The sequence below is a fragment of the Conyzicola sp. genome (assembly GCF_046714715.1).
Classification (GTDB): Bacteria; Actinomycetota; Actinomycetes; order Actinomycetales; family Microbacteriaceae; genus Conyzicola.
On sequence record NZ_JBKKAD010000144.1, the window covers coordinates 1 to 23,382 of the forward strand.

Below are 23,382 nucleotides of genomic sequence, written 5' to 3' on the forward strand. Positions count from 1 at the left end.
ACGGGTAGACCGGGCCGGTGTTGCCGCGGCCCATCATTAGGTCGACGCGGCCGTCGGCCACGTGCTGCAGCATCGCGTAGTCCTCGGCGATCTTCACGGGGTCGTTCGTGGTGATGAGCGTGGTCGCGGTGGAGAGGATGAGCCGCTCGGTCTTCGCGGCGATGTAGCCGAGCATCGTCGTCGGGCTCGAGGGCACGAACGGCGGGTTGTGGTGCTCGCCGAGCGCGAACACCTCCATGCCGACCTCTTCGACCTTCTGCGCGATGGTCAGGATCGCCTTGATGCGCTGATGCTCCGTCGGCGTCGAGTCGTTGGTGGGGTCGGTCGTCACGTCTCCGACGGTGAAGATTCCAAACTGCATTCCTGTGCCTGTGCTCATGATGTGGTGCCCTCCCGGGTTGTCCGTGCAATTCTATACGTTTGCATGTATGTGAGAACGGATGTCGCGGCGAATCTATTCCCGCCGGTCGTCGTCCACAGACCACCCGGCGATACCGGGGGTCGTCGGCGCACATTTCTGCTGCAGCCGGAAGAAGGTGGCCTCGTCGACCGGGCTGCTGAACGTGGAGTACGGATTCCACAACCACGAGCCGTCGGCGTGCTGCTCGAGGAAGCCCGCCCTGGTCGGCGGGCTCTCGACCTCGTAGCCCTCGGCGGCCAGGCACGGGATGAGCCAGCGCGTGAAGTAGCCGTAGATGTACTCGAGCTGCTCGTCACTCAACCGGTCGATGGAGGGGAAGCGCGCGCTGCAGCCGTAGAACGCGAGATGCTGCTGCGGGGTGGTCTCGGCGCCGTCACCATTGACCATGGTCATGTCGAGGCCCGCCTCGCCGACACCCCACCCGTTGAAGCCCGCCTCGGACATGCACGCGCCGAAGCCGGCCGAGAAGCCGTTCGCGTCGCCGAACTCCTCGACCTCGATCTGCGGCCGATCCACCACTCCCTCGAGGCCGGTGAAGTGCCACTGCCGGTCGAGTTCGGCGCGCACGAGCTCGTCGACCTCCGTCGCGGTCGGTCCGGTGGGCAACGGTGCCGCTTCGGAGCATCCGGCCAGCCCCGCCGCCACCACGACCGTCACGACCGCGGCCAATGCGGCGGACCCTGGCACCCTCATCCCCCTATTCTTGCGCTTTTCTCACTCTCACCGGTACGCGAATTCCGACCAGCCGGGAATACCGAGCAGGGTCGGCGGGCAGTCGCGCTGGAGTTGCCGCAACGCGTGGGGGTCGGACGGGAGGTCCTCTAGGGCCCGGTACGGATTCCACCGCCCCATCGGCGGATGAGCCGTCGCGAACGCCTCGCGGGTCGGCGCATTCTGCACGTTGAATCCGCGTGTCTCGAGGCAGGGGATCAACCAGCGCGCGTAGTAGTCGTAGACGAAGTCGAGCTGGTCGCGTGTGAGCAGGTCGACCGTCGGGTACTCGGCGAAGCACCAGTAGAAGGCGAGCTGGTCGCTCGCACTCGGCGTGCCGCCCTCGACGAACAGCCCGGTTCCGTCGTCGTATCCCCACTGCGGGATCCCGGCGCGGTCCATGCATTCGGTCATCAGCCGGCCCCACTCGCGCTCCGTGACGATCGGTCTCGGCTCGAACGCGGGTCGCACGACGACGCCCTGCAGGTCCGAGAGCCGCCACTGCCGGTCGAGCTGCGCGCGCACGGCCGCCTCCAGCTGGGCGTCCGTGAGTGCCCGGGGGAGGTCGCGCTGCAGGCTGCACCCGCCGAGCACCAGGGTGGAGAGCGCGAGAACGGATGCCGCGGCCGCGGCCACTCGGAACGCCATCTTTCTCACCCTCCGATTGTCCCGCGTGCGCGCGCCCGGCGGCTATCCCTCCCGGCGCTTCCAGCGCATCAGGCCCTTCCAGCGCATCAGGCCAAGGGCCGCGAGCAGCACTCCGGTCGCGATGCCGGCGCCCAGCAGGGTGTCGAACAGGCGCTCGCTGACGATCAAGTCGACCTGTGCTGTGCCGGCCTGGGCTGTTCCGGCCTGCGCTGTTCCGGCCTGGGCGGCGATCGTGAGCGCGAGCGGCGTGATGAACACGAGCGCCAGGCCGTAGTTGCGGATGACCACGAGCTCGACCACGAACTGCAGCGCCATCAGCAGCAGGCCGAGCCACACCCCGCTCGGGTTCGCGAGCGACACGACGGCGAACAGGGCGAGGCCCACGAGGGTTCCCAGCACGCGGTGAACGCCGCGCAGGGCCGTGAGGCGCAGGCGGTGCCCGTTCTGCAGGATGGCGACGACGGCCACGACGACCCAGTACGAGCGGTGGATGCCGAGCGGGGCGGCCACCACCACGGCGATCGCGGTCGCGACGATCAGCCGCACGAGGATGATCCGGGTGGTCTCGTCGACAACGAACCGCATCGGTTCGTTCTCGACCAGGGCGTCGGCGGCCCGCACCCGTGGCAACAGCAACGGCGCGAGCACCACCGCGTAGGCGATCGCGAGCCCCAGCGCGAGCATTCCGAGTACGAGCCAGCCGTCGACGCCGCCCCCGCCGAGCGCGTGCGGGCCCGCGACGTGGCCGCTCACCCCGGCGACGAGCACGAAGAACAGCGCACCGGGCGGGCCGACACTCAGCCCGAGGCAGACCACCGACGACGCTGCCGCCACCGCGAACAGCACGATCAGGCCGAGAACCAGGCTGCCGGATGCGGCTATGCCGAGGGCCGAGGCGGCGAGGAACCCGAAGGCGAGCAACGGCAGCCTGCGTGCCCGGTCGCCGCGACTTCGCGTCGTGAGGTACAGCGCGAGGAAGGCGCCGCTGCTGGCGAGCAGACCGAGTTCGGCGCGACCGGCGAGCGCGAATCCGACGGTCGGGATGCCGATCGCGACGGCGGCCTGGATGGCGACGTGCAGGCGGGGCGGACTCGGGCGCAGCTCGAAAATGCTGCGCAGGTCGGAGCGGAAGGTCATGGGTCTCCGATACAGATAAAGCAGTAGCTAGGTTACAACTCCAGCGTTCGGGCGGCCGCTTCGGTCAGCGCGACGCCGTAGCTGCGGCCGTGCCCTGCGGCGTGCACCGCGAGCGGGTGCAGCTGGTGCACGGGAACCCTGTCGCGCCACCCCGCGCGCAGCGGCTCCCCCAGGTTGGCCGCGCTCGCGTCGTACGCCGCGAGCACGCGCTCGAGGAAGGGACATCCGAACAGCGCCAGCATCGCGAGGTCCGTCTCACGGTGACCGCCGTGGGCGGCCGGGTCGATGAGCACCGCCTCCACGCCGTCGCCGTCTGGCTTCGGCGACCAGAGCACGTTGCCGGTCCACAGGTCGCCGTGCAGCCGGGCGGGCGGCTCGGAATTGTCGAAGTCGCCGTTTGCGATGCGGTCGCAGGCGGCTCGGATGACGCGTTCCTCACCCTCGTTCACGGTGCCGGCCTCCACGGCGACGCGCAGGTACGGCAGCACCCGGTCACGGGCGTAGAAGCTGCCCCAGCGGGTCTGCCGCGCCGACGTGAGGGGGCGGCGGCCGATGAACAACGGGCCGGTGTGGCCCTCGGGCGGTGACCCGAACGCGGCGGCCCCGGCGGCGTGGGTGCGGGCGAGCGCCGCTCCGAACGCATCGGCGGCTTCGGCGGTCGGGGTCACCTCGGCTATGCGTTCCAGCTCGATCTCGCCGGGCGCCACGCGGATCACACCGGCGACGCGCACACCGTCGGACGCCGCCGCCAGCCAGGCCAGTCCGGCGGCCTCGGCATCGAAGAATCCGGCAGGAGCATCCGGTCTGCTCTTTATGAACGTGGGCATGATCTCTATTAGCGCGTTAAACCACGAAAGCCGCCATCCCGGGGGATGACGGCTTCCGTTCCAAGAACAGGTTCGTTCCTAGCGGAGCAAACTAGCGGCGCAGTCCGAGACGCGCGATCAGCGAGCGGTAACGCTCGATGTTCACGTCTGCGAGGTAGCCGAGCAAGCGACGACGCTGGCCGACCAGCAGAAGCAGTCCACGACGCGAGTGGTGGTCGTGCTTGTGCTCTTTCAAGTGCTCGGTGAGGTCCAGAATTCGTGCGGTCAGCATAGCGACCTGCACTTCGGGGCTTCCCGTGTCACCAGGGTGAGTGGCGTACTCGTCGATGATTGCTTTCTTGGCATCTGGTGCTAAAGGCATAGATGGCCCCTTTCCCTCGTTGCGCGGTGCCGGTCACAGAATGTGCCGGCTCTCTTTATCCGCGGCCGTTTGACGGCAACCTTGGGAGTTTAGCAGGTTTGGGATGGGTGGCGGGGCGGTCGTCTAGTCCTCCACAGGCTGGCGGCTGGCGAGGGGGCCGTGGAAAGTCGTTCTTGGTGTCGGTGGGGTCGCTTTTCATGTGGGCATGAACGAAGCAGAGAACGATCCGGCCGCCGACGCGTACTCCGCGTCGGCCGACGGTGGCGGGGGTTTGTGCGACCCGCCACCCGATGTTATTCCTCCCGCTCCCGGTCTCGATCCTCACCCCAGTCTCGATCTCGATCCCGGTCTCGATCCCGATCCCGGTCTTGCGGACTACCGCGCCGCGCTCGATGACGTCGAGGCGGCCGAGCGCGCCATCGCCACCGCGCATGCGGCGCGGGCGGCAGCCATCGACCGGCTGCGGGTCCGCAGCGAGCAGATGTCGTTCGCGGCGAGTGAGTCGCCGGGCGACCACGGCTGGAGTGAGCGGGTGTGCGCCGAGAAGATCGTCGTGATGGAGCTCGTCGGCGTGCTGCGCGTGAGCGACAACACGGCGCGCAACCTGGTCTGGGAGAGCAAGTTTCTTATGAACCAGTTGCCCGAGACCCTCACGGCACTGAGGGAGGGCTCGATCAGCTACCCGCACGCTCGCGTGATGATCGACCAGGGTTCGTCGGTGCCCGACGAGAGCGTCGAAGAGTTCGAGCAGACCCTGCTGCCCACGGCGAAGGAGGTCACGGTGCCGAAGCTCAAGAAGGCGGCGATCCGGTTGCGCGAGAAGCTGCAGCCCTCGTCGAGTGTCGAGCGCCACATCGAGGCGGTTGAGAAGCGCACCGTGTGGTTCGAGCCGGGCGACGACGGCATGGCCGTGATCGGCGCGACCCTGAGCGCGGAGGTCGTGCAGGCCATTCGCGACCGGCTCGCGACGATCGCGAGCGCACCCACGATCGCGGGCGACGAACGCACGATGGCGCAGAAGCGGGCAGACGCCTTCACCGACCTGCTGCTCACCGGCGACACCTGCGAGGCCACAACAGAGGGCACGGGCGGGCCGCGACCGAACGTGGGGCACGGCATTCGGCCGAAGGTGTTGGTGACCGTTCCCGTCATGACGCTGCTCGGCCGCAGTGACGAGCCGGGCGATCTCGAGGGGTACGGGCCGATCGATCCCGAGACCGCCCGGCAGATCGCGGCGACGGCGCCGAGCTTCACCCGGTTGCTCGTGCATCCGGTATCGAGCGCGATCCTCGACTTCGACCGCACGACGTATGCCGTGCCCGCGGATCTCAAGAATGTGGTGCGCGTGCGCGACGGAGTCTGCCGGGCGATCGGGTGCGAGCAGCCGGCGACACACGCCGAACTCGACCACACGCGCGCGTGGGCCGGGGGCGGCACCACCAAGCTCGGCAATCTCGCCTGCCTCTGCGCCGATCACCACAGGGTGAAGACCCACACCCGCGTGAAGATGCGCAACCTGCCCAACGGCGACATCGAGTGGGAGTTGCCGAGCGGCCGCACCTACCTGACGCATCCGGCTACCCACCTTCCGGAGGCCGCATAAACGGAGGGTAGGACGCTCTGAGGGCGAGCCGGTGGAGCCGGTGCTGGCTACGCGCCGCCGATCAGCTTCGACACGATCTCGGGGATGAACGGCGCAAGCAGCAGCGTCGCTCCGACCACGCCGGTGAGGAAGGCGAGGGCTCCGAGCAGCGACCAGGCTCGCCGCCGCGCCTGCGCCGCGTCGACCTCGGCCTGGAGGGCGGCGAATTGCTGCTCGTAGTCGCCTTCGGCGTGCCCGCGACTCTTGGCCGGCACGGCATCCTCGTCCACCAGCGTCGTCCAGGTGTCGCGTCGTGCCGCGGCCCAGGTGATGCGGGCGACCGTGGCATCCGTCTGCATTTGCGGCTGACGTCGGATCCAACGGAGGATTTCCGTCGCATCCAGAACCGTCACGTCCGGCTTCTTGCGCGTGAGCGAGGCCGGATCCACGAGGACGATGAGCGGCGTGACCGACACCGGCGTGCCCGTCACGTCGGTGAGCAGTCGGGCTGCCCGCTGCGCTTCGAAGGTCGAGTGGTGGATATGGGCGAGCTTTTGACCGTTGACCACGAACGTCGTGCCGGCCGCCCACACCTTCTTGCCCCCGTGATTCTTGGTGTTGATCGTGAATGTTCCGCAGGGGCCGATCAGAACGTGGTCGATGTCGGCACCGGCCGAGCCGACCGGCACCGCGTGGAGAACCGTCCACCGCGGGTCGAGCTTGCCGAGGACGCGCGCGACCTGCAGTTCGCCGACGGCGCCGCGATACCAGCTGAGGGCATCCGGATGCAGCGGCTCGCGTCCGAACACACGGGCGAGTGCGGTGCGTTCCGGAGCGCTCGACTGGACGCGGAGGCACTCCTTCATCACGGCGAAGGCGGGAACGCGCGAGCGCAGGGAGCCGGCCGCGGCGAGCGCGAGCTCGTGCTCGAGCGCGGATGTGGGTGGGAGAGCGGGGCTGAGGGCGAGAGTCAGGCCAGACACGGGAGCCGGGCCAGACGCGAGAGTCGGGCCCGACACGGGAGCCGGGCCGAGCGCGAGTGCCGGGCCGGTCGCGGCAACCGACGCGACTGGCGCTGCCGATGCGGGAGCCACGAACGCCTTCGACGCGATCGCCTGCACGGCGAGCTGTGGCGCGCTCGGGCGGACTTTCGACAGCGACGGCTCGGCGAATTCGGGCGGCGCGACGAGGGCGGGCGGAGCGGACGGGACGGACGGCACAGCCTGCGCGCCGTCCTGTCTGATGTCGGTCATGTGTCCCCCACTTCCACCACCGAGGCTACGGGTGCCGCTCCCCCGCGCACAGACCCAGAACGGGGCGCGACCAGCATCTTCCCCGTGAACGGGAACGGGCGGGCGGCGCACGACGCAACGCGGCCCCGCCGATCGGGGGGATCGACTGGGCCGCTTGCTCTGTACGGTGGCACTACGCGGCGGGTCCTGCCATCAGCGTCACCTCCACGGTGCTCGCGACGCCGTCGGCGGTCGTGTAGCCGAGCGTCACCGAATCGCCCACCTCGTGCGCTGCGATCGCGGCACTGAGCACCTCCGATGCGCTGAGGGTGTCGGTGGCGGTGACGGCAACGCCGTCCACGGACGTGATCACGTCGCCCGCGACCAGACCGGCGCCCGCCGCGGGAGTTCCCGCGATGGAGCCGCCCAGAGTGACGCCCACGGACCCCTGAGTGGTGGCGAGCTGCACCCCGAGGAAGGCCGGCGCACCGATCGATACGTTGCCCGTCTCGTCACCGGCCAGTATCTGCTCGGCGATCGTCATGGCGGTCGCGATGGGGATCGCGAACCCGGTGATGTCGGCGGTGCCCGACGACGCGGCCGTAACCACGCCGGTCACCTCGCCTTCGGCGTCGACGAGCGGCCCGCCCGAATCGCCGGAGACGACGTCGGCGTCGATCTGGATCAGACCGGTCAGGCTTTCGGATGTCCCGGTGCCCTCGTTGCCGACGGTGATGCTCTCGTCCAGCGCGGTCACCGTGCCCGCGGCGGCCACGAGGTCGCCGGTCCCTTCGGCGTTGCCCACGGAGGTGATCGCGTTGCCGACCGCGAGGGTGTCGTCGTCGATCGCGGCCGCGGTCAGCCCCGACACGGCCTTACCGGAGGACGTCACCAGCTGCAGCATGGCGATATCGTCCGTGGCATCCGTACCGACTACGTCGGCCCGAAACGTGTCGCCCGTCGACTCGATCGTCACCTCGATGCTCGTCGCACCCTCGACCACGTGGTTGTTCGTGAGGATCTGGCCGCTCGAGGTGAGGACGACGCCCGTGCCAGCGGCCTGCGAGGTCTCGCTGTAGTAGAGGTCCGACACGATGGTGACCACTCCGAGCTTCTGCGCGTCGGTCGCGGCCGTTGCGGTGGCGCTGGTGCTGGTCGCGGTTTCGGTTCCCGTTCCGGTTCCGGCGCTCCCCCCGAACGGCGCCGTCTGCTGGAAAGTACCCGGCTGGGCCGAGCCGTAACCGCCGAGGCCGCCCTGCGCGAGCGAGCTCTGGTTCAGCGCCGCGATCGAGGCGGCGTGGTCGGCGGCCGCGATCCCGGCGCCGAGCGCCACTCCGCCACCGCCGATGCAGAGCGCGAGCGCCGTCGCCCCGCCGACGACGAAGAGGGTCGTGCGCTTGCGACGGGCGCGCCCCGACGCGGGTACCAGCGGAGGATCCGACTCCGTCGAGGTGACGACGTGAGCGGGAACGACGGGTGCGGTGTTCTCTGCCATGGGTGCTTCTCCTGTGCGTGTGGGCTAGTGAGACCAGAACACCCCGGTTTCCTATGGACGGCGTATGACGCAGCCGATACCGGGCACCATGCCGGCCATGAGTTGCCGGTGTAGGTCCCGCTCTCGAAACGCTGGCCGTGACATCCGATACCGGCTGCGCACCGTACTCTCGTAGCTGGGCCGTCCGCTTCCGGGCGGATGAGCGCGCAGATCATGCGGATGACGCGGAGGGACGGCCATGGGCGAAGCGTGGATTCTCGACCTTCTGTTGCTCGCACTGCTCGCCGGCTACGTCGTCGCCGGGTACCGCCGCGGCCTGCTGCACAGCGCGTTCGCCCTGATCGGGGTGGCGGTCGGCGCCGTCGTGGCGTACTTCGCGATCCCCCTCGTCGGCTCGTGGGTACCGGAACCGATGTGGCGCATCGTGGCGACGGTCTTCGTCGCGATCGCGCTCGTGGTGTTCGGGCACTCGCTCGGCGCGTCCGTCGGGCGGTCGATCCGATCAAGCCTGAAGCGTTCGCCGCTGCGGTTCGTCGACCGCGTGCTCGGCGCGATCGTGAACGGCGTCGCCGCCGCGCTCATCGCGGCCCTTCTCGCACTCAGCGTCACCGCGCTCGGCGTGCCGGCGCTGTCGCAGGCCATCGGCGCGTCGACTGTGCTGCGCGGCATCAGCGACGTCACACCCGACCCCGTCGAGGGGTTCCTGGCCCAGCTGCGCGCCACCGTCGTCGACGACGGACTCCCACTCATCACCGAGGCGCTCGGCGGCGTCACCACGTCGCCGGACCTGCCCCGCGGCGACACGTCCTCCGACGCGCTGATCACCGCCGCGGCGTCGGTCGTGCGCATCACCGGCAACGCCTACGAGTGCGGCCAGAACCAGACCGGCAGCGGATTCGTCGTCGCCACCGACCGGGTCGTCACCAACGCGCACGTCGTCGCGGGCGTCACCGAGCCCATCGTCGAGGTGCCGGGCGGACGGGCGCTCCCCGGCCGGGTCGTCTACTTCGACCCCGCGAAAGACCTGGCCGTGATCGCGGTCAGCGGCATGACGGCGACGGCGCTGCCGGTGGCGCCGAACCTCGAGCGCGGAGCCGTCGGCGTCGTCGACGGCTACCCCTACGGCGGGCCCTTCAGCACGAAGCCGGCGAAGGTGTTGTCGATCGCGACGACATCGGTCGACGACATCTACGGTGACTCGGCCAGCAGCCGCGAGATCTACACCCTCGCCGCCGATGTGCGCGAGGGCAACTCGGGCGGACCCCTCATCTCCACCGACGGAGCGGTCGTCGGCGTGGTCTTCGCGAAGAGCGCGGATCTCGCCAACGTCGGCTACGCGCTCACGGCGAACGAGCTCGCTCCCGTCGCCGCCCAGGCGCCCGGGCTCGCCGCGACGGTCGCGTCGGGAGCGTGCGTGCGGGGATAGCCGACCTGGTCGCGGCCGTCCGCAGACCGACCTCGCCCTAAACTTTCGTCACGATCTTCCGCCCGTCGCGGGTCAGTGCCAGCATGGGCGCTATGACTTACGAGCAGAACGTCGTCCCCGGTCTTCCGTCGTCCTTCATCAGCGTGCACCGCGGCGAACTCGTCGCCGTCGCGGTCATCGGCATCGTGCTGGGCATCATCGCCCTCGTCTGGCCGGACGCGACCCTCGTGACCATAGCCATTGTCTTCGGCATCTACCTCGTGGTGTCGGGCATCTTCCGCATCACCGTGGCGTTCCTCGCGCACGACTCCAGCACCGGGATGCGCTGGTTCACCGGCATCCTCGGTCTGCTCGTGGTCGCCGCGGGCGTCTACTGCCTCGCGAGCCCCGAGCGCTCGCTGGTGGTGCTGGCGTTCGTGATCGGCTTCGGCTGGATCGCAGAGGGGGTCATCGACATCATGGCGGGAATCCAGGGCGTGGTCTCCCCACGGTGGCTCGCGCTCGTGAGCGGCGTGATCTCGATCATCGCGGGCATCATCACCTTCACGCTGCCAAGTCTGGCGGTATCGGCATTCCTCATCTTCGGCGCCATCCTGCTGATCGTCGTCAGCGTCTCGACGCTGCTAACCCTGCCGCGCCGGCACAGCGTCGCGAGCATGTAGGTCGCGAGCATGCAACAAGACCCGTGATCAGGCCTGCCAGGGCATGGCTTCCGATCGCACGGTCTCGCCCGTCACCGCCGCCTCGTCGATGAGCAGGCCCAGGTAGTGATCGTGGCTCGCCTCGGCGAGCGGGTAGAACGGCTCCCCCGTCGCCACGAACACCGACATCCGGTGCATCGACTCGGCGACCGCGATCTCGTCGTCGTTGAGCCGCGCCGGCGCGAACCGGTTCTCGAAGTAGACCTCGGTGTGCAGCGTCACACGACGCAGGTAGTTGCCCGACAGCTCGCTCTCGACCCCGGTGACGTCGCGCTGCAATTCGCCGGTCACCGGGTCGCCCGGCCCGGCCAGGTGGCTCACCGTGTTGTCCCAGATCTCGCCGCGGTCGCCGCGCACCGACAGGTGACGCGACCGCACCGGCGAGAAGTACTGCTCGTCGGTGAAGTCGAAGACGGCGCTCTTCGCTCCGAATCTCAGGAGCGCCACGGTTCGTCTGCCCGGCACCGGTTCGAGCGTCTCCTTCCAGCCGACTCGTCCGTTCGACGACAGCAGCGGGTCGGTCAGCCCGTCGGCGCGCACGGTGACCGGCTCGAATCCGACGTCGAGGTAGAGCCGGGCGAGGCTGACGCCGTGGTAGCCGTGCGCGACCGAGACGCGGGCGCTGGACACCTCGCCGATCAGGCCCGACCGCACGACGGCGAGACGGGCGGCGTGGTGGGGCTGCAGGTGGTACTGCTCGGCGACCTGCACGCCGGCGCCGCCCACACTCCCCCACAGTGAGCGCAGAGCCGCGACATCCGGAGCCGGAGGCGTTTCACTGAGCACCGGTATGCCCGCGGCCACGAGCGCCTCGATGAGCTCGGGCACGGCGTCCCACGGCGCGGAAACCACGACGTAGTCGAAGTCGTTCTTCACGAAGTCGGCGAGGCTGGTGCCGGTCGGGACGCCCCATTTCTGACCGACGGATGTCGCGGACGCCTCCGTTCGCACGAGCACCCGCGCGACCACGAAGCGCTCGGGAAGGTCGCGGGCGATGCGCAGAAAGTACTCCGCCCGCCAGCCGGCTCCGATGAGGCCGATGACGGCGGGCTGTGCTGTACCGGGCTGTGCTGCGGCGGGCTGTGCTGTGGCGGGCTGTGCTGTGGGCTGTGCTGTGGGCTGCGGCATTGCGGCCTTCCTGTGGAACGGGCTAGCGGCCGCCGAGGGCGCCCAGTGCGTTCAACAGTATCGAGTAGGTCACCAGCACGAAGCCGCCCGCACCGACGAGCGTCAGCACGGTCGCCCAGATCACCTGCAAGCGCCACGCACGGCGCACCTGCGTCCGCACCGCGGCGAAACGTTCGCGCAGCGCGTCCTTGTCGCCGACGGGCTCGGCGTCGGGCTGCCAGGTCGTCGCCAGCTGCGCGGCCGCTCCGATGGCCGTGACCTGCGCCGGACCGAGCACGACGGGTCGGGCGAGCAGCCACTGCACGAGCGACGCGGTCGACAGCACGGTCACGTCACGGTGCTTCTCGCGCACGGTGATGCTCTTCGCCGCGACGACGGCGAGGATTCCGGCCACCTCGACCGGGATGCCGGACGCCGAGCCGAGCAGCCGTTCGACCCGCCCCATCTCGTACTCCATGTTGCGGATGTACGGATGGCGCACGCCCGACACGAGGAACGCGCGTTGCGACGCCCAGACCGCCTGCCCCGGGTGGCTCTTGGTGTTGATGATGAAGACGCCGCCCGGTCCGATCACGACGTGGTCGATGTCGGTGGTGCCTGTTCCGACCGGAAGGGCGTGCAGGACGACCCAGTCGTCTCCGAGACCCGCGAGGGCGTCGCCGACCTCGATCTCGCTCACGGCGGCGTCGTACCAGGGCCGCGATTCGGCGGTGAGCGGGCTGATACCGAGCACCCGGGCGAGACGCGAGCGCTGGGGCAGTCCGGCGTGCACGCGCAGCAGCTCGATGATCGCCGATTGGCCGGGCAGGTTGTCGAGCTGGGCGGGATCGCGCGCAGACCCTTCACCGTCCGTCATGGTCTTCCCTCGCCCGCGCGCCGCGTCTGGTGCAGCGCGGATCCCCGTCCCCGCCGCCCGACCCGTACTACTCTCGCCTACTTGGTGAGACGGAGGTACCCCCAAATATGAGGTGACGAACGCACGACGGGAAAAAGAACGCCGAGTTGACCCGGCCGAGCGACTGCGGGATCAGTGACTGCGGGATCAGTGACTGCGGGATCAGAGCACGATGCCGGCGGGCAGCGCGCGCGTCGTGACGAGGTGCAGTCGCTGCGTCGGCCTGGTCATCGCGACGTAGAGCGCTGCCGCCCCCCGCCCGATCTCGTCGATGATGAGCTGGGGCTCGACCACGATGGCGGCGTCGAACTCGAGGCCCTTCGACTCCTGCGGAGTGAGCACGGCGACGGCGCGGTTGAGACCGGCCGCTCCCAGCCCGACGTCGGAACCGAGCTTCTCGGCGAGGCGTGCGGTGATGGACTCGACGAGCGACGCGCTCGCGATCACCGCGATGGTGCCGAGCGCGTCGATGGCCCGGTCGCTCTCGACGGCGTCGGCGGCTGCCCCGAGCACGTCGGTCGTCTCGACGACGGCGACCGGCCACTCGCTCGAGCGCACCGAGCGCGACCGCGTGATCGACAGGCCGTGGGCGATCGCCATCGACTCGGCGGTCTCCGCGATCTGGGCCGGGGTGCGGTAGTTGACCGTGAGCTCCTCGAGCCGCCAGCTGTCGGCGAAGAGCGGCTGCAGGGCGTCGGCCCAGCTCGACGACGCCGCGGCGGCGCTCGCCTGTGCCACGTCGCCGACGATCGTGAACGACTTCTGCGGGTTGCGGCGGATGAGCACGCGCCACTGCATCGGCGACAGTTCCTGCGCCTCGTCGACCACGATGTGCCCGTAGGCCCAGGTGCGGTCTGCGGCGGCCAGGTCGGCGGTCGACCCGCGCTCGACCGCTGCCTCGAACCCGTCGGCGAGCGACTCGGCGTCGACGAGCCCCTCGACGCCCATGTTGCGGATCGACTGCTCGGCGTTCTCGATGTCGCGCTTGCGCTGCTGTTTGCGCTCCCGCTTCTCGGCGTCGCCGCCACCGCCCGCCGATCCGAGCAGCTCGGCCGCCTCGTCGAGCAGCGGCACGTCGCTCACCGTGAACGCGGCGTCGCGGTCGCGGCGCAGCAGGGCGCGCTTCTCGGGCGTCCAGTCGGGCGTGAGCGAGGCGAGCCACTGTGGACGCGCGTACAGGTCCTGCAGCAGCTTCTGGGGCGTGAGGGGAATCCACGCGGTGTTGAGCGCGACCTTCACGTCGTCGGCGGTGCGGATGTCCTCGCGCAGCCAGGCCTGGTCGCTGTCCTCGATGGTGTTGCCGTGGTCGCGCAGCTGAGCGGCGAGCTGCTTGCTCAGCGCGTTGATCGCGGCCTTGTTGAATGTGGCACGGGCGACATTGTGCGGCTTGCGCGTCTCCCACGCACGGTGCATGGCGTTCTGGATGAGTTGCGGCTCGACCGTGAGGTACTCGCCGTTGACCTCGAGCGTCTGCACATCGCGCGGAACGACCTGACGCGACTTCACGGCACGCGCGAGCAGCGCGGCCATGTCGAGCGAACCCTTCAGCACCGCGACATCCTGAGCATCCTCCGCCGCCGTGTCGAGTCCCGGATACAGCTGGCCGACGCTCGAGAGCACCACGCCGGTCTCGCCGAGCGAGGGCAGCACGGCCTCGATGTACTGCAGGAAGGAGCGGCTGGGTCCGACGATCAGAACGCCGGATGTCGCGAGCCGGTCGCGATACGAATACAACAGGTACGCGGCACGGTGTAGGGCCACGGCGGTCTTGCCTGTTCCCGGACCGCCCTGCACGACGAGCACGCCGCGAAGGTCGGACCGGATGATGCGGTCCTGCTCGGCCTGGATCGTCGCCACGATGTCGCCCATTCGGCCGGTGCGCTGCGCCGTCAGGGTCGCGAGCAGGGCGGCCTCGCCCTGCAGGTTGCTCGTGTCGCCCTCGAGCATCGCGGCGTCGAAGATCTCGTCGTCGACACGCACGACCTCGCGGCCCTTGCTGGTGATGTGCCGGCGGGCGCGAGCGCCGAGCGGCGTCGCAGCGGTGGCCTGGTAGAAGGCGCGGGCCTGGGGCACGCGCCAGTCGAGCAGGATCGGCTGCAGGTTCTCGTCGCGTAGCCCGATGCGGCCGATGTAGCGCAGCGTGGGGTCGTCGCCGACGGGCTCGAGCTCGAGGCGACCGAAGGCGAGACGCTCGTCGATCTCGGTGAGCTGGCTGACCCTGTCCTCGTAGATGCGGGCGAAAGCGTCGCGCTCCGAGCGGTTCTGGTGGGTGCCGCCCTGGTTGGTTCTGCGCACCGCCTCGAGTTGTTCCTTGGCGTCGTCGCGCAGTTCGTCGAGCCTCGCGTAGAGAGTCGCCACGTACTCGCGCTCACTGGTCAGATCGGCTGAAGCCACAACACACCCCTCGAAATCAGGGTATTCAGCCTACGTGGTTTGGGTGACCCGGATGTGCACGCCGCTATTGCTTTCCGGGCGGCGCGGGTGCACGATATTCGCAGAACAACTCGTCGCCCAGTTTTGAGCCGCAGGCAGTGCCGCGCCGCTGGGCGACGAGTTTTTTAACCCGCAGATTTCAAGCGGCTGACGCCGACTAGCGAGGCGCGTGAGAACCGGCGGGCGCACGCGACGCCACCGCGGCATTGAGCGCGGCGCGCGACGCCACGATCGAGGTGAGCAGAGCCGCTTCATCCGCCTCGGCACCGATACTCGCGCGACCGGTCACGATGCGCTGCCTCGTGAACGCGAGCCTCGTCGCATCCCTGGTGTAGGTGCGCATCACCCTGCCGACGCCGTACCGGTTGGCCCAGGCCTGCGCGCGGCGACGTCCGGCGCCGGTCGCGAGCGCGTTGATCTCGTCGCGGTTGAACCAGCCGACAGCGGCGTACTCGCTCAGCCGGTCATGGGTGAGGCTCGCCTCCTGACGGCGTAGGAACAGCACGATCAGCACCCCGAGGGCGAAGAGAGGGAACTGCACGATCGCGTAGTAGCCGTAGAAGTCGCTGACGAAGTAGAGCGACCCGTTCCAGAAGGCGTGCAGGAGCACCGCGGGGATGAGCCCGAGCAGGAAGACGCCGACGGCGCCCACCGCGCTCGTGCGACGGGCGGCGAAGCCGAGGGCGATACCGGTGCACGCGGTGAACATGACGTGGGCGAACGGCGACATGATGCCGCGGGCGATGAAGATCTCTACGAGCCCGCCGTCGACGTTGCCCGCGGTGAGCAGCTGCACGCCGAAGTAGAGGATGTTCTCGGTGAAGGCGAACCCGCCGGCCACCCAGGCGGCGTAGACGAGGCCGTCGATGGGGCCGTCGAAGTGTTTGCGCGCGAACCAGAAGATCAGCAGGAGGCCGAGGCCCTTGGCGCCCTCCTCCACGAGCGGCGCCTCGACCACCGACGCGAGGAAGTCGCGCGCACCCGCGCTGCCGCCGATCGCCGCGAGGATGGCGTTGAGCTGGGCGCCGACGATGAGCGCGACCGCGACGGACGCGGCGGCCCCCCAGAGAAACGCGAAGACGAGGATGCCCCGGGGCTCGGGCTCCCAGCGGTCGATCCAGTGCACCCCCAACAGCACGATGGCGAGCGGAACCAGGGCGAGGAAACCGCCGATCGCGAAGGCGACCGGCCCGAGCCCGGCGAAGAGGTAGGCGATGACGGCGAGTCCGATGAGCGCGACGACCGCGATGCCTACGACGCCGATCGCCGTGAGGCCGCGGCTGCGCTTCACTGGCTGATCGGGGGCGAGCCCCGACACCACGGACGCGGCCTGCCGCACCTCGACAGGCGCCTGGACGGGCGGGTTCGCGTCTGTCACGGGCGCAGGATCTGTCTCGGTCATGCAGCGACCTTACCGGTCGGGTGTTGCGCCCGGACTAGGCCGCAGCGGGCAACAGCACGATCGGGCTTGCCGCGACACGCTGCACGAGCTCGGCTCGCGCCCGCTCGGCGTCGGCGATCGGGTAGGTCGTGACGGGGATCTCGTCGAAGATGCCGCGCCGCACCTCGGCGAACACGTCGGCTGCCGCGATCTGCACGAGACCGTTGGCGTAGCGCCAGCGGCGCGCCGCGGCGAAGTCGTCCGCCGTGATCACGACGTCGGCCCTGTCGCCGGCTTCGACGACCTCGGCCCCGAGGTCGAGCACCCAGGCGGCGACGAACGCCGAGGCGCCGGTCTCGTCGTCCTCGATCACGACACGGTTGCCGCGACCCACCGAGTGCAGCTGCTTCACAACGGTGCGCGCGACTAACCCGAGGGGCAGGTAGGCGGCGGCCGCCTCGAGGGCGACGTCCTTCGGGAATCCGATCAGCTCACGCTCGGGCACGACGGTGCTGAGTCCACCGGTCGCGTACGGGCTGGTCTCCCCGACGGGCATGGCCGTGCGGTACGAGACGCGGTCGCCGGCCGCGAATCCGCCGGCGTCGGGGCCGACCGCGGAGACGAGACCCGAGGCCTGGATGCCGAGCGAGCTGAGGCCGAGGGCGCCGATGCGCACACGCACCTCACCCGTCTTCGGACGGGCGAGACCGTCGCGCGTGCGCGGGCGCGCGGTGGAGACGCGGGCCGTGTTCTTCGCGGGCGGCGAGAACGGGGCCGCGGCGGAACCGAGGGGGGAGGTATCTGCGGGGGTATTGCCGACTAGGGTCATATCGACAAAACACCGGCCGTACCGCCGTTATTCCGTGAGAACGCTGTGTTCTTCCTCCACAGCGAACAGCTTGCCCGGATTCAGAATACCGCTCGGGTCGAAGACGCGCTTGATGTCGCGCTGCAGCTCGACCTGGTCGTCACCGAGCTCGTCGCGCAGCCACCGCTTCTTCAGCAGTCCGACGCCGTGCTCGCCGGTGAGGGTGCCGCCGAGCCGGAGCGCGGTGTGGAACATCTCGTGCGCCGCCGCCCAGATCACCTCGGGAACACCGTCGCCCGCCGAGTCGTCGAACACGAAGTTCGGGTGCAGATTGCCGTCGCCGGCGTGGGCGACGGTGGCGATGGTCACGCCGAACCGTTCCGCGATCTCATCGATGGCGTGGAACATGGCGGGCAGGGCGCTGCGCGGCACGCAGACGTCTTCGATCAGCACGGTTCCCCGCGACTCCATCGCCGGGTGGAACGACCGGCGCAGGGCGATCAACCGGTTCGCCTCCGCGGTGTCGGTGGTGAGGGTGGCGTCTCCCCCGAGGGAACGGATGACGTCGAGCGCACCCTTCGCCTCGGCGGCCGCACCCTCGCCGTCGGTCTGCACGAGCAGGAAGGACTCGGCGCGCACGTCGATCCCGAGGTATTCGGCGATCCACCGCATGGCACCCGGGTCGAGCAGTTCCATGATCGCCGGCCGAAGTCCCGACGCCGTGATGACCGACGCCGCCCGCGCCGCCTCCTCGACGCTGGAGAAGTAGGCGCCGATCGTCGTCGGCACGCCCGTGGGCAGGCGGCGCAGCTTCACCGTGGCCTCGACGATGACGCCGAGCGTGCCCTCCGAACCGATCATCAGCCCGACAAGGTCGAGCCCCGTCACCCCTTTCACCGTGCGGTGGCCGAGTGACATCAGCCGGCCATCGGCCAGCACGATCTTGAGCCCGAGCACCGCCTCGCGGGTCACCCCGTACTTCGCACAGAGCAGGCCGCCCGCGTTCGTGGCGATGTTGCCGCCCACCGTCGAGATCGCGCGACTCGCGGGGTCCGGCGCGAACCAGAGCCCCTTCGACTCGAGCGCCTGGTTGAGGTGGGCGTTGATGATTCCGGGTTCGACGACCGCGAGTTCGTCGTCCTCCGACACCTCGAGAATCCGGGTCATGCGCAGCGTCGACAGCACGATCTCGCCCTGGCTCGCGATCGCCGCGCCCGCGAGACCAGTGCCGGCGCCCCGCACCACCACGGGGGTCCCCGTGGCGCTCGCGACGCGCATGGTGGCCTGCACCTGCTCGATGCTCTCGGCGTGCACGATCGCGAGCGGCGCCGAATCGGAGCGGTGGCCCGACTTGTCGAGGCGGCAGGCGTCGAGTTCGACGGGGTCGACCGACACGGCATCGCCGAGTTCGGCCCGGAGGAGCGTCACGATCTGGTTCACGGGTCCAGCCTAGGCCGCGAGCGTCGCGCCCAAGCCGTGTCCGAAACCCGCTAGTCGCAGGGCGCGAACGGTGCGACCCTTGAACCATGCGCACCGCGAGCCCCGACCCCCGCTTCGCCGAGCGGTACCGCGCGATGTCGTCGCGCGACTCCCGCTTCGACGGGCAGTTCATCACCGGGGTGCATTCCACCGGCATCTACTGTCGCCCGAGCTGCCCCGCCATGACGCCGCACGCGAAGAACGTGTCGTTCTACCGCACTGCGGCGGCCGCCCACGAGGCGGGGCTTCGCGCGTGCAAGCGCTGCCTTCCCGACGCCGTGCCGGGCTCCCCCGACTGGAACACCAATGACGACCTCGCCTCACGCGCGATGCGGCTGATCGCCGACGGCGTGGTGGAGCGCGACGGGGTCACCGGGCTCGCCGCGCGCCTCGGCTACACCTCGCGGCACCTGACCCGCGTTCTCGTCGCGGAGCTCGGCGCCGGACCGCTCGCACTGGCGCGCGCCAATCGCGCCCAGAACGCGCGCACCCTGCTGCTGTCGACCGACCTCTCCGTCGCCGACGTCGCGTTCGCGGCCGGGTTCTCGAGCATCCGGCAGTTCAACGACACGATCGCGGCGGTCTACGAGACCACGCCGAGCGCGCTGAGGCTCGCCAAGCGTGCGCCTGCCGCCGCGGACGGCACGTCGATCAGCCTGCGCCTGCCCGCACGCGCACCCTTCGACGGCGTCGGGCTCGTGCGGTTTCTCGCCGATCATGCCGTCGTCGGTCTCGAGTCCGTCGACGACGGAACGTTCGAGCGTCGCGTGCGTCTGCCGCACGGCATCGCGACGGTGCGGTTGTCGCTCGACGGACAGGCGGGAGTGCGGTGCGAAGCGAAACTCGACAGTCTCGCGGATGTCTCGACCCTCGTGACCCGCGTGCGGCGTCTCTTCGACCTCGACGCCGACTCGGTGGCCATAGACGCGGCGTTGTCGACGGATGCCACGCTCGCTCCGCTCGTCGCCGCGCTTCCCGGCCTGCGCCTTCCCGGCAGCCTCGACGCCGAGGAGACGCTGTTCCGCACACTCGTCGGCCAGCAGATCTCGGTCGCGGCGGCCCGCACGGTGCTGGCCCGCCTCACCGCCGAGATCGGAACCGACGGGCTTTTCCCCACGGCCGCGCAGATCGCCGGCAGCGAGAGCGTCATCCGCGGTCCCGCCGCGCGCGTCCGCACCATCATGGGCGTCGCGGAAGCGGTGGCGAACGGCGACCTGGCCCTCGACGTCGGCACGCCGGTCGGCGAATTCACCGAACGGCTGGTCGCGCTTCCCGGCGTCGGCCCGTGGACGGCCGGCTACCTCGCGATGCGTGTGCTCGGCAACCCCGACGTGCTGCTCGCGAGCGACCTCGTCGTGCTGCAGACGGCCGACAGCCTGGGCCTCGCGCGCACCCAGAGGGCGCTCGCGGGACACGGCGAGCGCTGGGCACCGTGGCGCAGCTACGCGACACTGCACCTGTGGCGGGCGCGGGTTCCTCCCGGCAACGCGCGGGCCCGTACGATCTAGGGATGAGTGAGCACCGTCCCGAAGAGGCCAGAGCGTTAGGAAGCAGACCGCCGGGCGACGAGACCGAGACCGACCGCCTCGAGCGCAACTGGTCGGAATTGCTCCAAGAGCTGCGCGTGACCCAGACGGGCACGCAGATCCTCACCGGCTTTCTGCTGACGCTCGCCTTCCAGCCGCGCTTTGCCGACCTCGACCAGGTCCAGATCGACGTCTACCTCGTGCTCGTCGTGCTTGCTGCGCTCACCACGGCTCTGGCCCTGGCTCCCGTGAGCCTTCACCGCTACCTGTTTCGTGAGGGTGCGAAGGGGCAGATCGTGCGCATCACCGACGCGATAGTCAAGGTGACCCTCGTGGGCGTCGCGCTCGTGCTCACCGGCACGGTCATGCTCATCTTCGACGTGGTTGTCGGCAACACCGCCGGGTTGATCGCCGGAGGGTCGACGCTCGTGGTGATCCTCACTATCTGGATCCTGCTCCCCGTGCTCGTCCATCCCGACCGCCGTTCGTGAACACCCCGCAGACGAGCCGCGGCATTCCCAGCGAGTCCTGGCGCTACGCGGTGCGACGCGCCCGCCACGGCTTCGTGCGGCACCGCGGCATCGACTCGGCCGCCGCGCTCACCTTCTTCGCCGCCCTCGCCCTCTTCCCGGGCGCGCTCGTGGTGGTCTCGGGCTTCGCCATCGCGCGCGACCGCGATCACGCGGTCGAGAGCATCCTCGCCGTCGTCGGCGAGTTCGTTCAGAAGTCGACGGAGGAGGCGCTGGAGGAACCGCTGCGCTCCTTCCTCGCCATCGACAACCCGGGCATCGCGCTCGCGATCGGCATCTGGCTGCTGCTCTGGACGCTATCCGCCTACGCGACCGCGTTCGGCCGCACGATCAACACCACCTACGAGGTGCTCGAGGGCCGCCGGTTCTGGAAGTTCCGCGGCCTCATGATGCTGGTGACACTCGTGCTGATGCTGGCGTTCGGGGCGATCCTGCTCATCCTCGTGACGACGCCCCGCGTGGCCGCCTCGATCGCCGACACCGTCGGGCTCGCCGAACCGTGGGTCACGGCCTGGAACATCGGCAAGTGGCCGGTGCTCGCGCTGCTCGCGGTCACCGTCGCCGCGGTGCTCTATTACTACACGCCGAACGTGCGCCACCTGCGCGTGCGCTGGGTCTCGTGGGGCGCGGTGTTCGCCATCGTCACGTGGGCGCTCGCGACCGCCGGCTTCGCGGTCTACGTCGCGACTGTCGGCCAGTACGACCGCATCTACGGGTGGATCGGCGGCGGCATCGTGCTGCTGCTCTGGCTCTACATCACCAATCTCGTGCTGGTGCTTGGTGCCGAGTTCGACGCCGAGGTCGTGCGCCTCCGCCAACTCGGCGCGGGCGTCGTCGCCGAGGAGACCGTGCAGCTTCCCCTGCGCGACACCACACGCAACCTGGTTCTTGCCCGGCAGCGCGCCGACGACGTGCGCGACGGCAAGGCGATCCGCGACAGGGCGATGCGGCGCGACTAGCCGGCCTTGGCCTTCTTGGCCGGCGCGCTCTTGGCGGGCGCGCTCTTGCCAGACGCGCTCTTGGCGGACGCGCTCTTCGCCGGCGCCTTCTTCGACGCGCCGCGGCTCGACTCGACGCTGCGCCGCAGGGCCTCCATCAGGTCGAGCACCTCGCCGCCGTCCTCTTCGGGACGCTCGCCGAAGGTCTCCTCCGTGCTCACCGCGTCACCCTTCTTCAGCTTCGCGTCGATGAGCTGGCGCAGCTCGATCTGGTAGTCGTCGCTGAACTTGCCCGGCGTGAAGTCCGACTCGAACGACTCGACCAGGGCGTGCGACATCTCCAGCTCTTTGGCCGACAGGCGCACCCGCTCGTCGAGGGCGGGGAACGTGGCCTCGCGCACCTCGTCGTCCCAGAGCAGCGACTGCAGCATCAGCACGTCGCCGCGCACCCGCAGCGCCCCCAGCCGGGTCTTCTGCCGCAGCGCGAAGTGCACGATGGCCGTGCGCTCCGTCTCCTCGAGCGTGCGGCGCAGCAGCGCGTAGGCCTTGTTCGACTTCGAGTCGGGCTCGAGGAAGTAGCTGCGGTCGAACATGATCGGGTCGATCTGCTCGTTCGGCACGAACTCGACGACGTCGATCTCGCGGCTGCGCTCCTGCGGCAGCGAGTGCAGGTCGTCGTTGGTGAGAACCACCGTGCGCTCGCCGTCGTCGAAGGCCTTGTCGATGTGGTCGAAGTCGATGACCTTGCCGCACACCTCGCATCGTCGCTGGTAGCGGATACGACCGCCGTCCTTGTCGTGCACCTGGTGCAGCGAGATGTCGTGGTCTTCCGTGGCGCTGTAGACCTTCACCGGCACGTTGACCAGCCCGAACGTGATCGCGCCTTTCCAGATGGCTCTCATAAGGCAAGTGACCACACCCCCGCGGGCCGGGGCAATGCCTACCGCGTCACCCCGGCGCGCGGCCACGATGGTTGTATGTCAAACAGCACAGGGGCAACCAGCACCGCAGAAGACCAGGTCGTCTCCGTCGACGGCCACCGCCTCAAGCTCACCAACCTCGACAAAGTGCTCTACCCCTCGACCGCGACCACGAAGCGCGACGTCATCGACTACTACGCCCGCATCGCCGAGTTCCTCATCCCCCACGCGGCCAATCGCCCCGCGACTCGCAAGCGCTGGGTGCACGGGGTGGGAACCGCGGATGAACCGGGGCAGGTGTTCTTCCAGAAGAACCTCGACGACTCGACACCGAGCTGGGTGAAGCGCCGGGCGATCGCGCACAAGGAGCGCACCAGCGAGTACCCCCTCGTGAACGATCTCGCCACGCTCACCTGGCTCGCCCAGATCGCCGCACTCGAGATCCACGTTCCCCAGTGGCAGTTCGGCCGCACCGGCACGCAGAAGAATCCCGACCGCCTCGTGCTCGACCTCGACCCCGGTCCCGGCGTGGGTCTCGCCGAGTGCGCGGAGGTCGCCCGCTACGCCCGCGAGATCCTCGCCGGGATGGGGCTCGACCCGTTGCCCGTGACGAGCGGCAGCAAGGGCATCCATCTCTACGCGGCGCTCGACGGCAAACAGACGAGCGACGAGGTCGCGACGGTCGCCCACGAACTCGCCAGGGTGCTGGAAGCCGACCATCCGGACCTCGTCGTCAGCGACATGAAGAAGTCGTTGCGCGACGGCCGCGTGCTCGTCGACTGGAGCCAGAACAACGGCAGCAA

General features: G+C 69.6%; 22 protein-coding genes. 7 read left to right on the forward strand and 15 right to left on the reverse strand.

What is annotated here, in order from left to right:
• From ACLQ6X_RS10605 to rpsO, 6 genes are all read right to left on the reverse strand, one after another.
• On the reverse strand, positions 1-361 hold a 361-nt coding region (locus ACLQ6X_RS10605), incomplete at its 3' end, for an LLM class flavin-dependent oxidoreductase (protein ID WP_411700152.1).
• Positions 362-454: 93 nt separating this feature from the next.
• A complete protein-coding gene (locus ACLQ6X_RS10610; RefSeq protein ID WP_411700132.1) occupies positions 455-1,114 on the reverse strand; it encodes a hypothetical protein in 660 nt (219 codons plus the stop codon).
• 27 nt (positions 1,115-1,141) lie between these two features.
• Positions 1,142-1,780 carry a hypothetical protein gene (locus tag ACLQ6X_RS10615; protein ID WP_411700133.1) on the reverse strand — a complete coding sequence of 213 codons (639 nt, stop codon included), beginning with the start codon at positions 1,778-1,780 and terminating at the stop codon, positions 1,142-1,144.
• Positions 1,781-1,822: 42 nt separating this feature from the next.
• Positions 1,823-2,917, reverse strand: coding sequence for an FUSC family protein (locus ACLQ6X_RS10620; RefSeq protein ID WP_411700134.1), 1,095 nt, complete (start codon positions 2,915-2,917; stop codon positions 1,823-1,825).
• A gap of 32 nt (positions 2,918-2,949) precedes the next feature.
• On the reverse strand, positions 2,950-3,744 hold the full coding sequence (locus tag ACLQ6X_RS10625; protein ID WP_411700135.1) for a fructosamine kinase family protein: 795 nt from the start codon (positions 3,742-3,744) through the stop codon (positions 2,950-2,952).
• 91 nt (positions 3,745-3,835) lie between these two features.
• The gene (rpsO, locus tag ACLQ6X_RS10630) at positions 3,836-4,105 is read right to left on the reverse strand and encodes a 30S ribosomal protein S15 (RefSeq protein WP_188509082.1); all 270 of its coding nucleotides are present in this window, start codon (positions 4,103-4,105) and stop codon (positions 3,836-3,838) included.
• Between the two features lie 205 nt (positions 4,106-4,310).
• On the opposite strand from rpsO, the gene ACLQ6X_RS10635 reads away from it, so the two are divergent.
• On the forward strand, positions 4,311-5,708 hold the full coding sequence (locus ACLQ6X_RS10635; protein ID WP_411700136.1) for a DUF222 domain-containing protein: 1,398 nt from the start codon (positions 4,311-4,313) through the stop codon (positions 5,706-5,708).
• Between the two features lie 47 nt (positions 5,709-5,755).
• Here the strand turns inward: ACLQ6X_RS10635 and ACLQ6X_RS10640 are convergent, their stop codons facing one another.
• Both ACLQ6X_RS10640 and ACLQ6X_RS10645 read right to left on the reverse strand, forming a co-directional pair.
• Positions 5,756-6,940, reverse strand: coding sequence for an NERD domain-containing protein (locus ACLQ6X_RS10640; protein ID WP_411700137.1), 1,185 nt, complete (start codon positions 6,938-6,940; stop codon positions 5,756-5,758).
• Positions 6,941-7,112: 172 nt separating this feature from the next.
• Entirely contained in the window at positions 7,113-8,414 is a 1,302-nt protein-coding gene (locus ACLQ6X_RS10645; protein ID WP_411700138.1) for a S1C family serine protease, read from the reverse strand.
• A 238-nt stretch (positions 8,415-8,652) separates the two neighbouring features.
• On the opposite strand from ACLQ6X_RS10645, the gene ACLQ6X_RS10650 reads away from it, so the two are divergent.
• Both ACLQ6X_RS10650 and ACLQ6X_RS10655 read left to right on the forward strand, forming a co-directional pair.
• Entirely contained in the window at positions 8,653-9,840 is a 1,188-nt protein-coding gene (locus ACLQ6X_RS10650; protein ID WP_411700139.1) for a MarP family serine protease, read from the forward strand.
• Between the two features lie 92 nt (positions 9,841-9,932).
• Positions 9,933-10,502 (forward strand): HdeD family acid-resistance protein, encoded by a 570-nt coding sequence (locus ACLQ6X_RS10655; protein ID WP_411700140.1) that lies wholly within the window; start codon positions 9,933-9,935, stop codon positions 10,500-10,502.
• Between the two features lie 27 nt (positions 10,503-10,529).
• On the opposite strand, the gene ACLQ6X_RS10660 is transcribed toward ACLQ6X_RS10655, so the two are convergent.
• The 6 genes from ACLQ6X_RS10660 to ACLQ6X_RS10685 form a co-directional block, all read right to left on the reverse strand.
• On the reverse strand, positions 10,530-11,669 hold the full coding sequence (locus ACLQ6X_RS10660) for a Gfo/Idh/MocA family protein (protein ID WP_411700141.1): 1,140 nt from the start codon (positions 11,667-11,669) through the stop codon (positions 10,530-10,532).
• A 22-nt stretch (positions 11,670-11,691) separates the two neighbouring features.
• Entirely contained in the window at positions 11,692-12,525 is an 834-nt protein-coding gene (locus tag ACLQ6X_RS10665; RefSeq protein ID WP_411700142.1) for a nuclease-related domain-containing protein, read from the reverse strand.
• 201 nt (positions 12,526-12,726) lie between these two features.
• Entirely contained in the window at positions 12,727-14,958 is a 2,232-nt protein-coding gene (locus tag ACLQ6X_RS10670) for a HelD family protein (RefSeq protein ID WP_411700143.1), read from the reverse strand.
• 196 nt (positions 14,959-15,154) lie between these two features.
• Positions 15,155-16,399: a PrsW family intramembrane metalloprotease gene (locus ACLQ6X_RS10675; RefSeq protein WP_411700144.1), complete on the reverse strand. Its 1,245-nt coding sequence runs from the start codon at positions 16,397-16,399 to the stop codon at positions 15,155-15,157.
• A 34-nt stretch (positions 16,400-16,433) separates the two neighbouring features.
• A complete protein-coding gene (locus tag ACLQ6X_RS10680) occupies positions 16,434-17,207 on the reverse strand; it encodes a hypothetical protein (RefSeq protein WP_411700145.1) in 774 nt (257 codons plus the stop codon).
• 27 nt (positions 17,208-17,234) lie between these two features.
• Complete coding sequence (locus tag ACLQ6X_RS10685) at positions 17,235-18,626, reverse strand: FAD-binding oxidoreductase (RefSeq protein ID WP_411700146.1); 1,392 nt, start codon at positions 18,624-18,626, stop codon at positions 17,235-17,237.
• A gap of 86 nt (positions 18,627-18,712) precedes the next feature.
• Between ACLQ6X_RS10685 and ACLQ6X_RS10690 the strand changes: the two genes are divergently transcribed.
• The 3 genes from ACLQ6X_RS10690 to ACLQ6X_RS10700 are packed head-to-tail and all read left to right on the forward strand — an operon-like array spanning position 18,713 to position 21,680.
• The gene (locus ACLQ6X_RS10690) at positions 18,713-20,173 is read left to right on the forward strand and encodes a DNA-3-methyladenine glycosylase 2 family protein (RefSeq protein ID WP_411700147.1); all 1,461 of its coding nucleotides are present in this window, start codon (positions 18,713-18,715) and stop codon (positions 20,171-20,173) included.
• A gap of 2 nt (positions 20,174-20,175) precedes the next feature.
• Positions 20,176-20,682, forward strand: a complete 507-nt coding sequence (locus ACLQ6X_RS10695; protein WP_411700148.1) for a DUF6328 family protein — start codon at positions 20,176-20,178, stop codon at positions 20,680-20,682.
• Positions 20,679-21,680 (forward strand): YihY/virulence factor BrkB family protein, encoded by a 1,002-nt coding sequence (locus tag ACLQ6X_RS10700; RefSeq protein WP_411700149.1) that lies wholly within the window; start codon positions 20,679-20,681, stop codon positions 21,678-21,680. Before ACLQ6X_RS10695 ends, ACLQ6X_RS10700 begins: the two co-directional genes overlap by 4 nt.
• Here the strand turns inward: ACLQ6X_RS10700 and ACLQ6X_RS10705 are convergent.
• The gene (locus ACLQ6X_RS10705) at positions 21,677-22,561 is read right to left on the reverse strand and encodes a Ku protein (RefSeq protein WP_411700150.1); all 885 of its coding nucleotides are present in this window, start codon (positions 22,559-22,561) and stop codon (positions 21,677-21,679) included. The two genes, ACLQ6X_RS10700 and ACLQ6X_RS10705, sit on opposite strands and share 4 nt — an antisense overlap.
• A 75-nt stretch (positions 22,562-22,636) precedes the next feature.
• Between ACLQ6X_RS10705 and ligD the strand changes: the two genes are divergently transcribed.
• Positions 22,637-23,382: non-homologous end-joining DNA ligase (ligD, locus tag ACLQ6X_RS10710; RefSeq protein WP_411700151.1), on the forward strand; the 746-nt coding region annotated here is incomplete at its 3' end.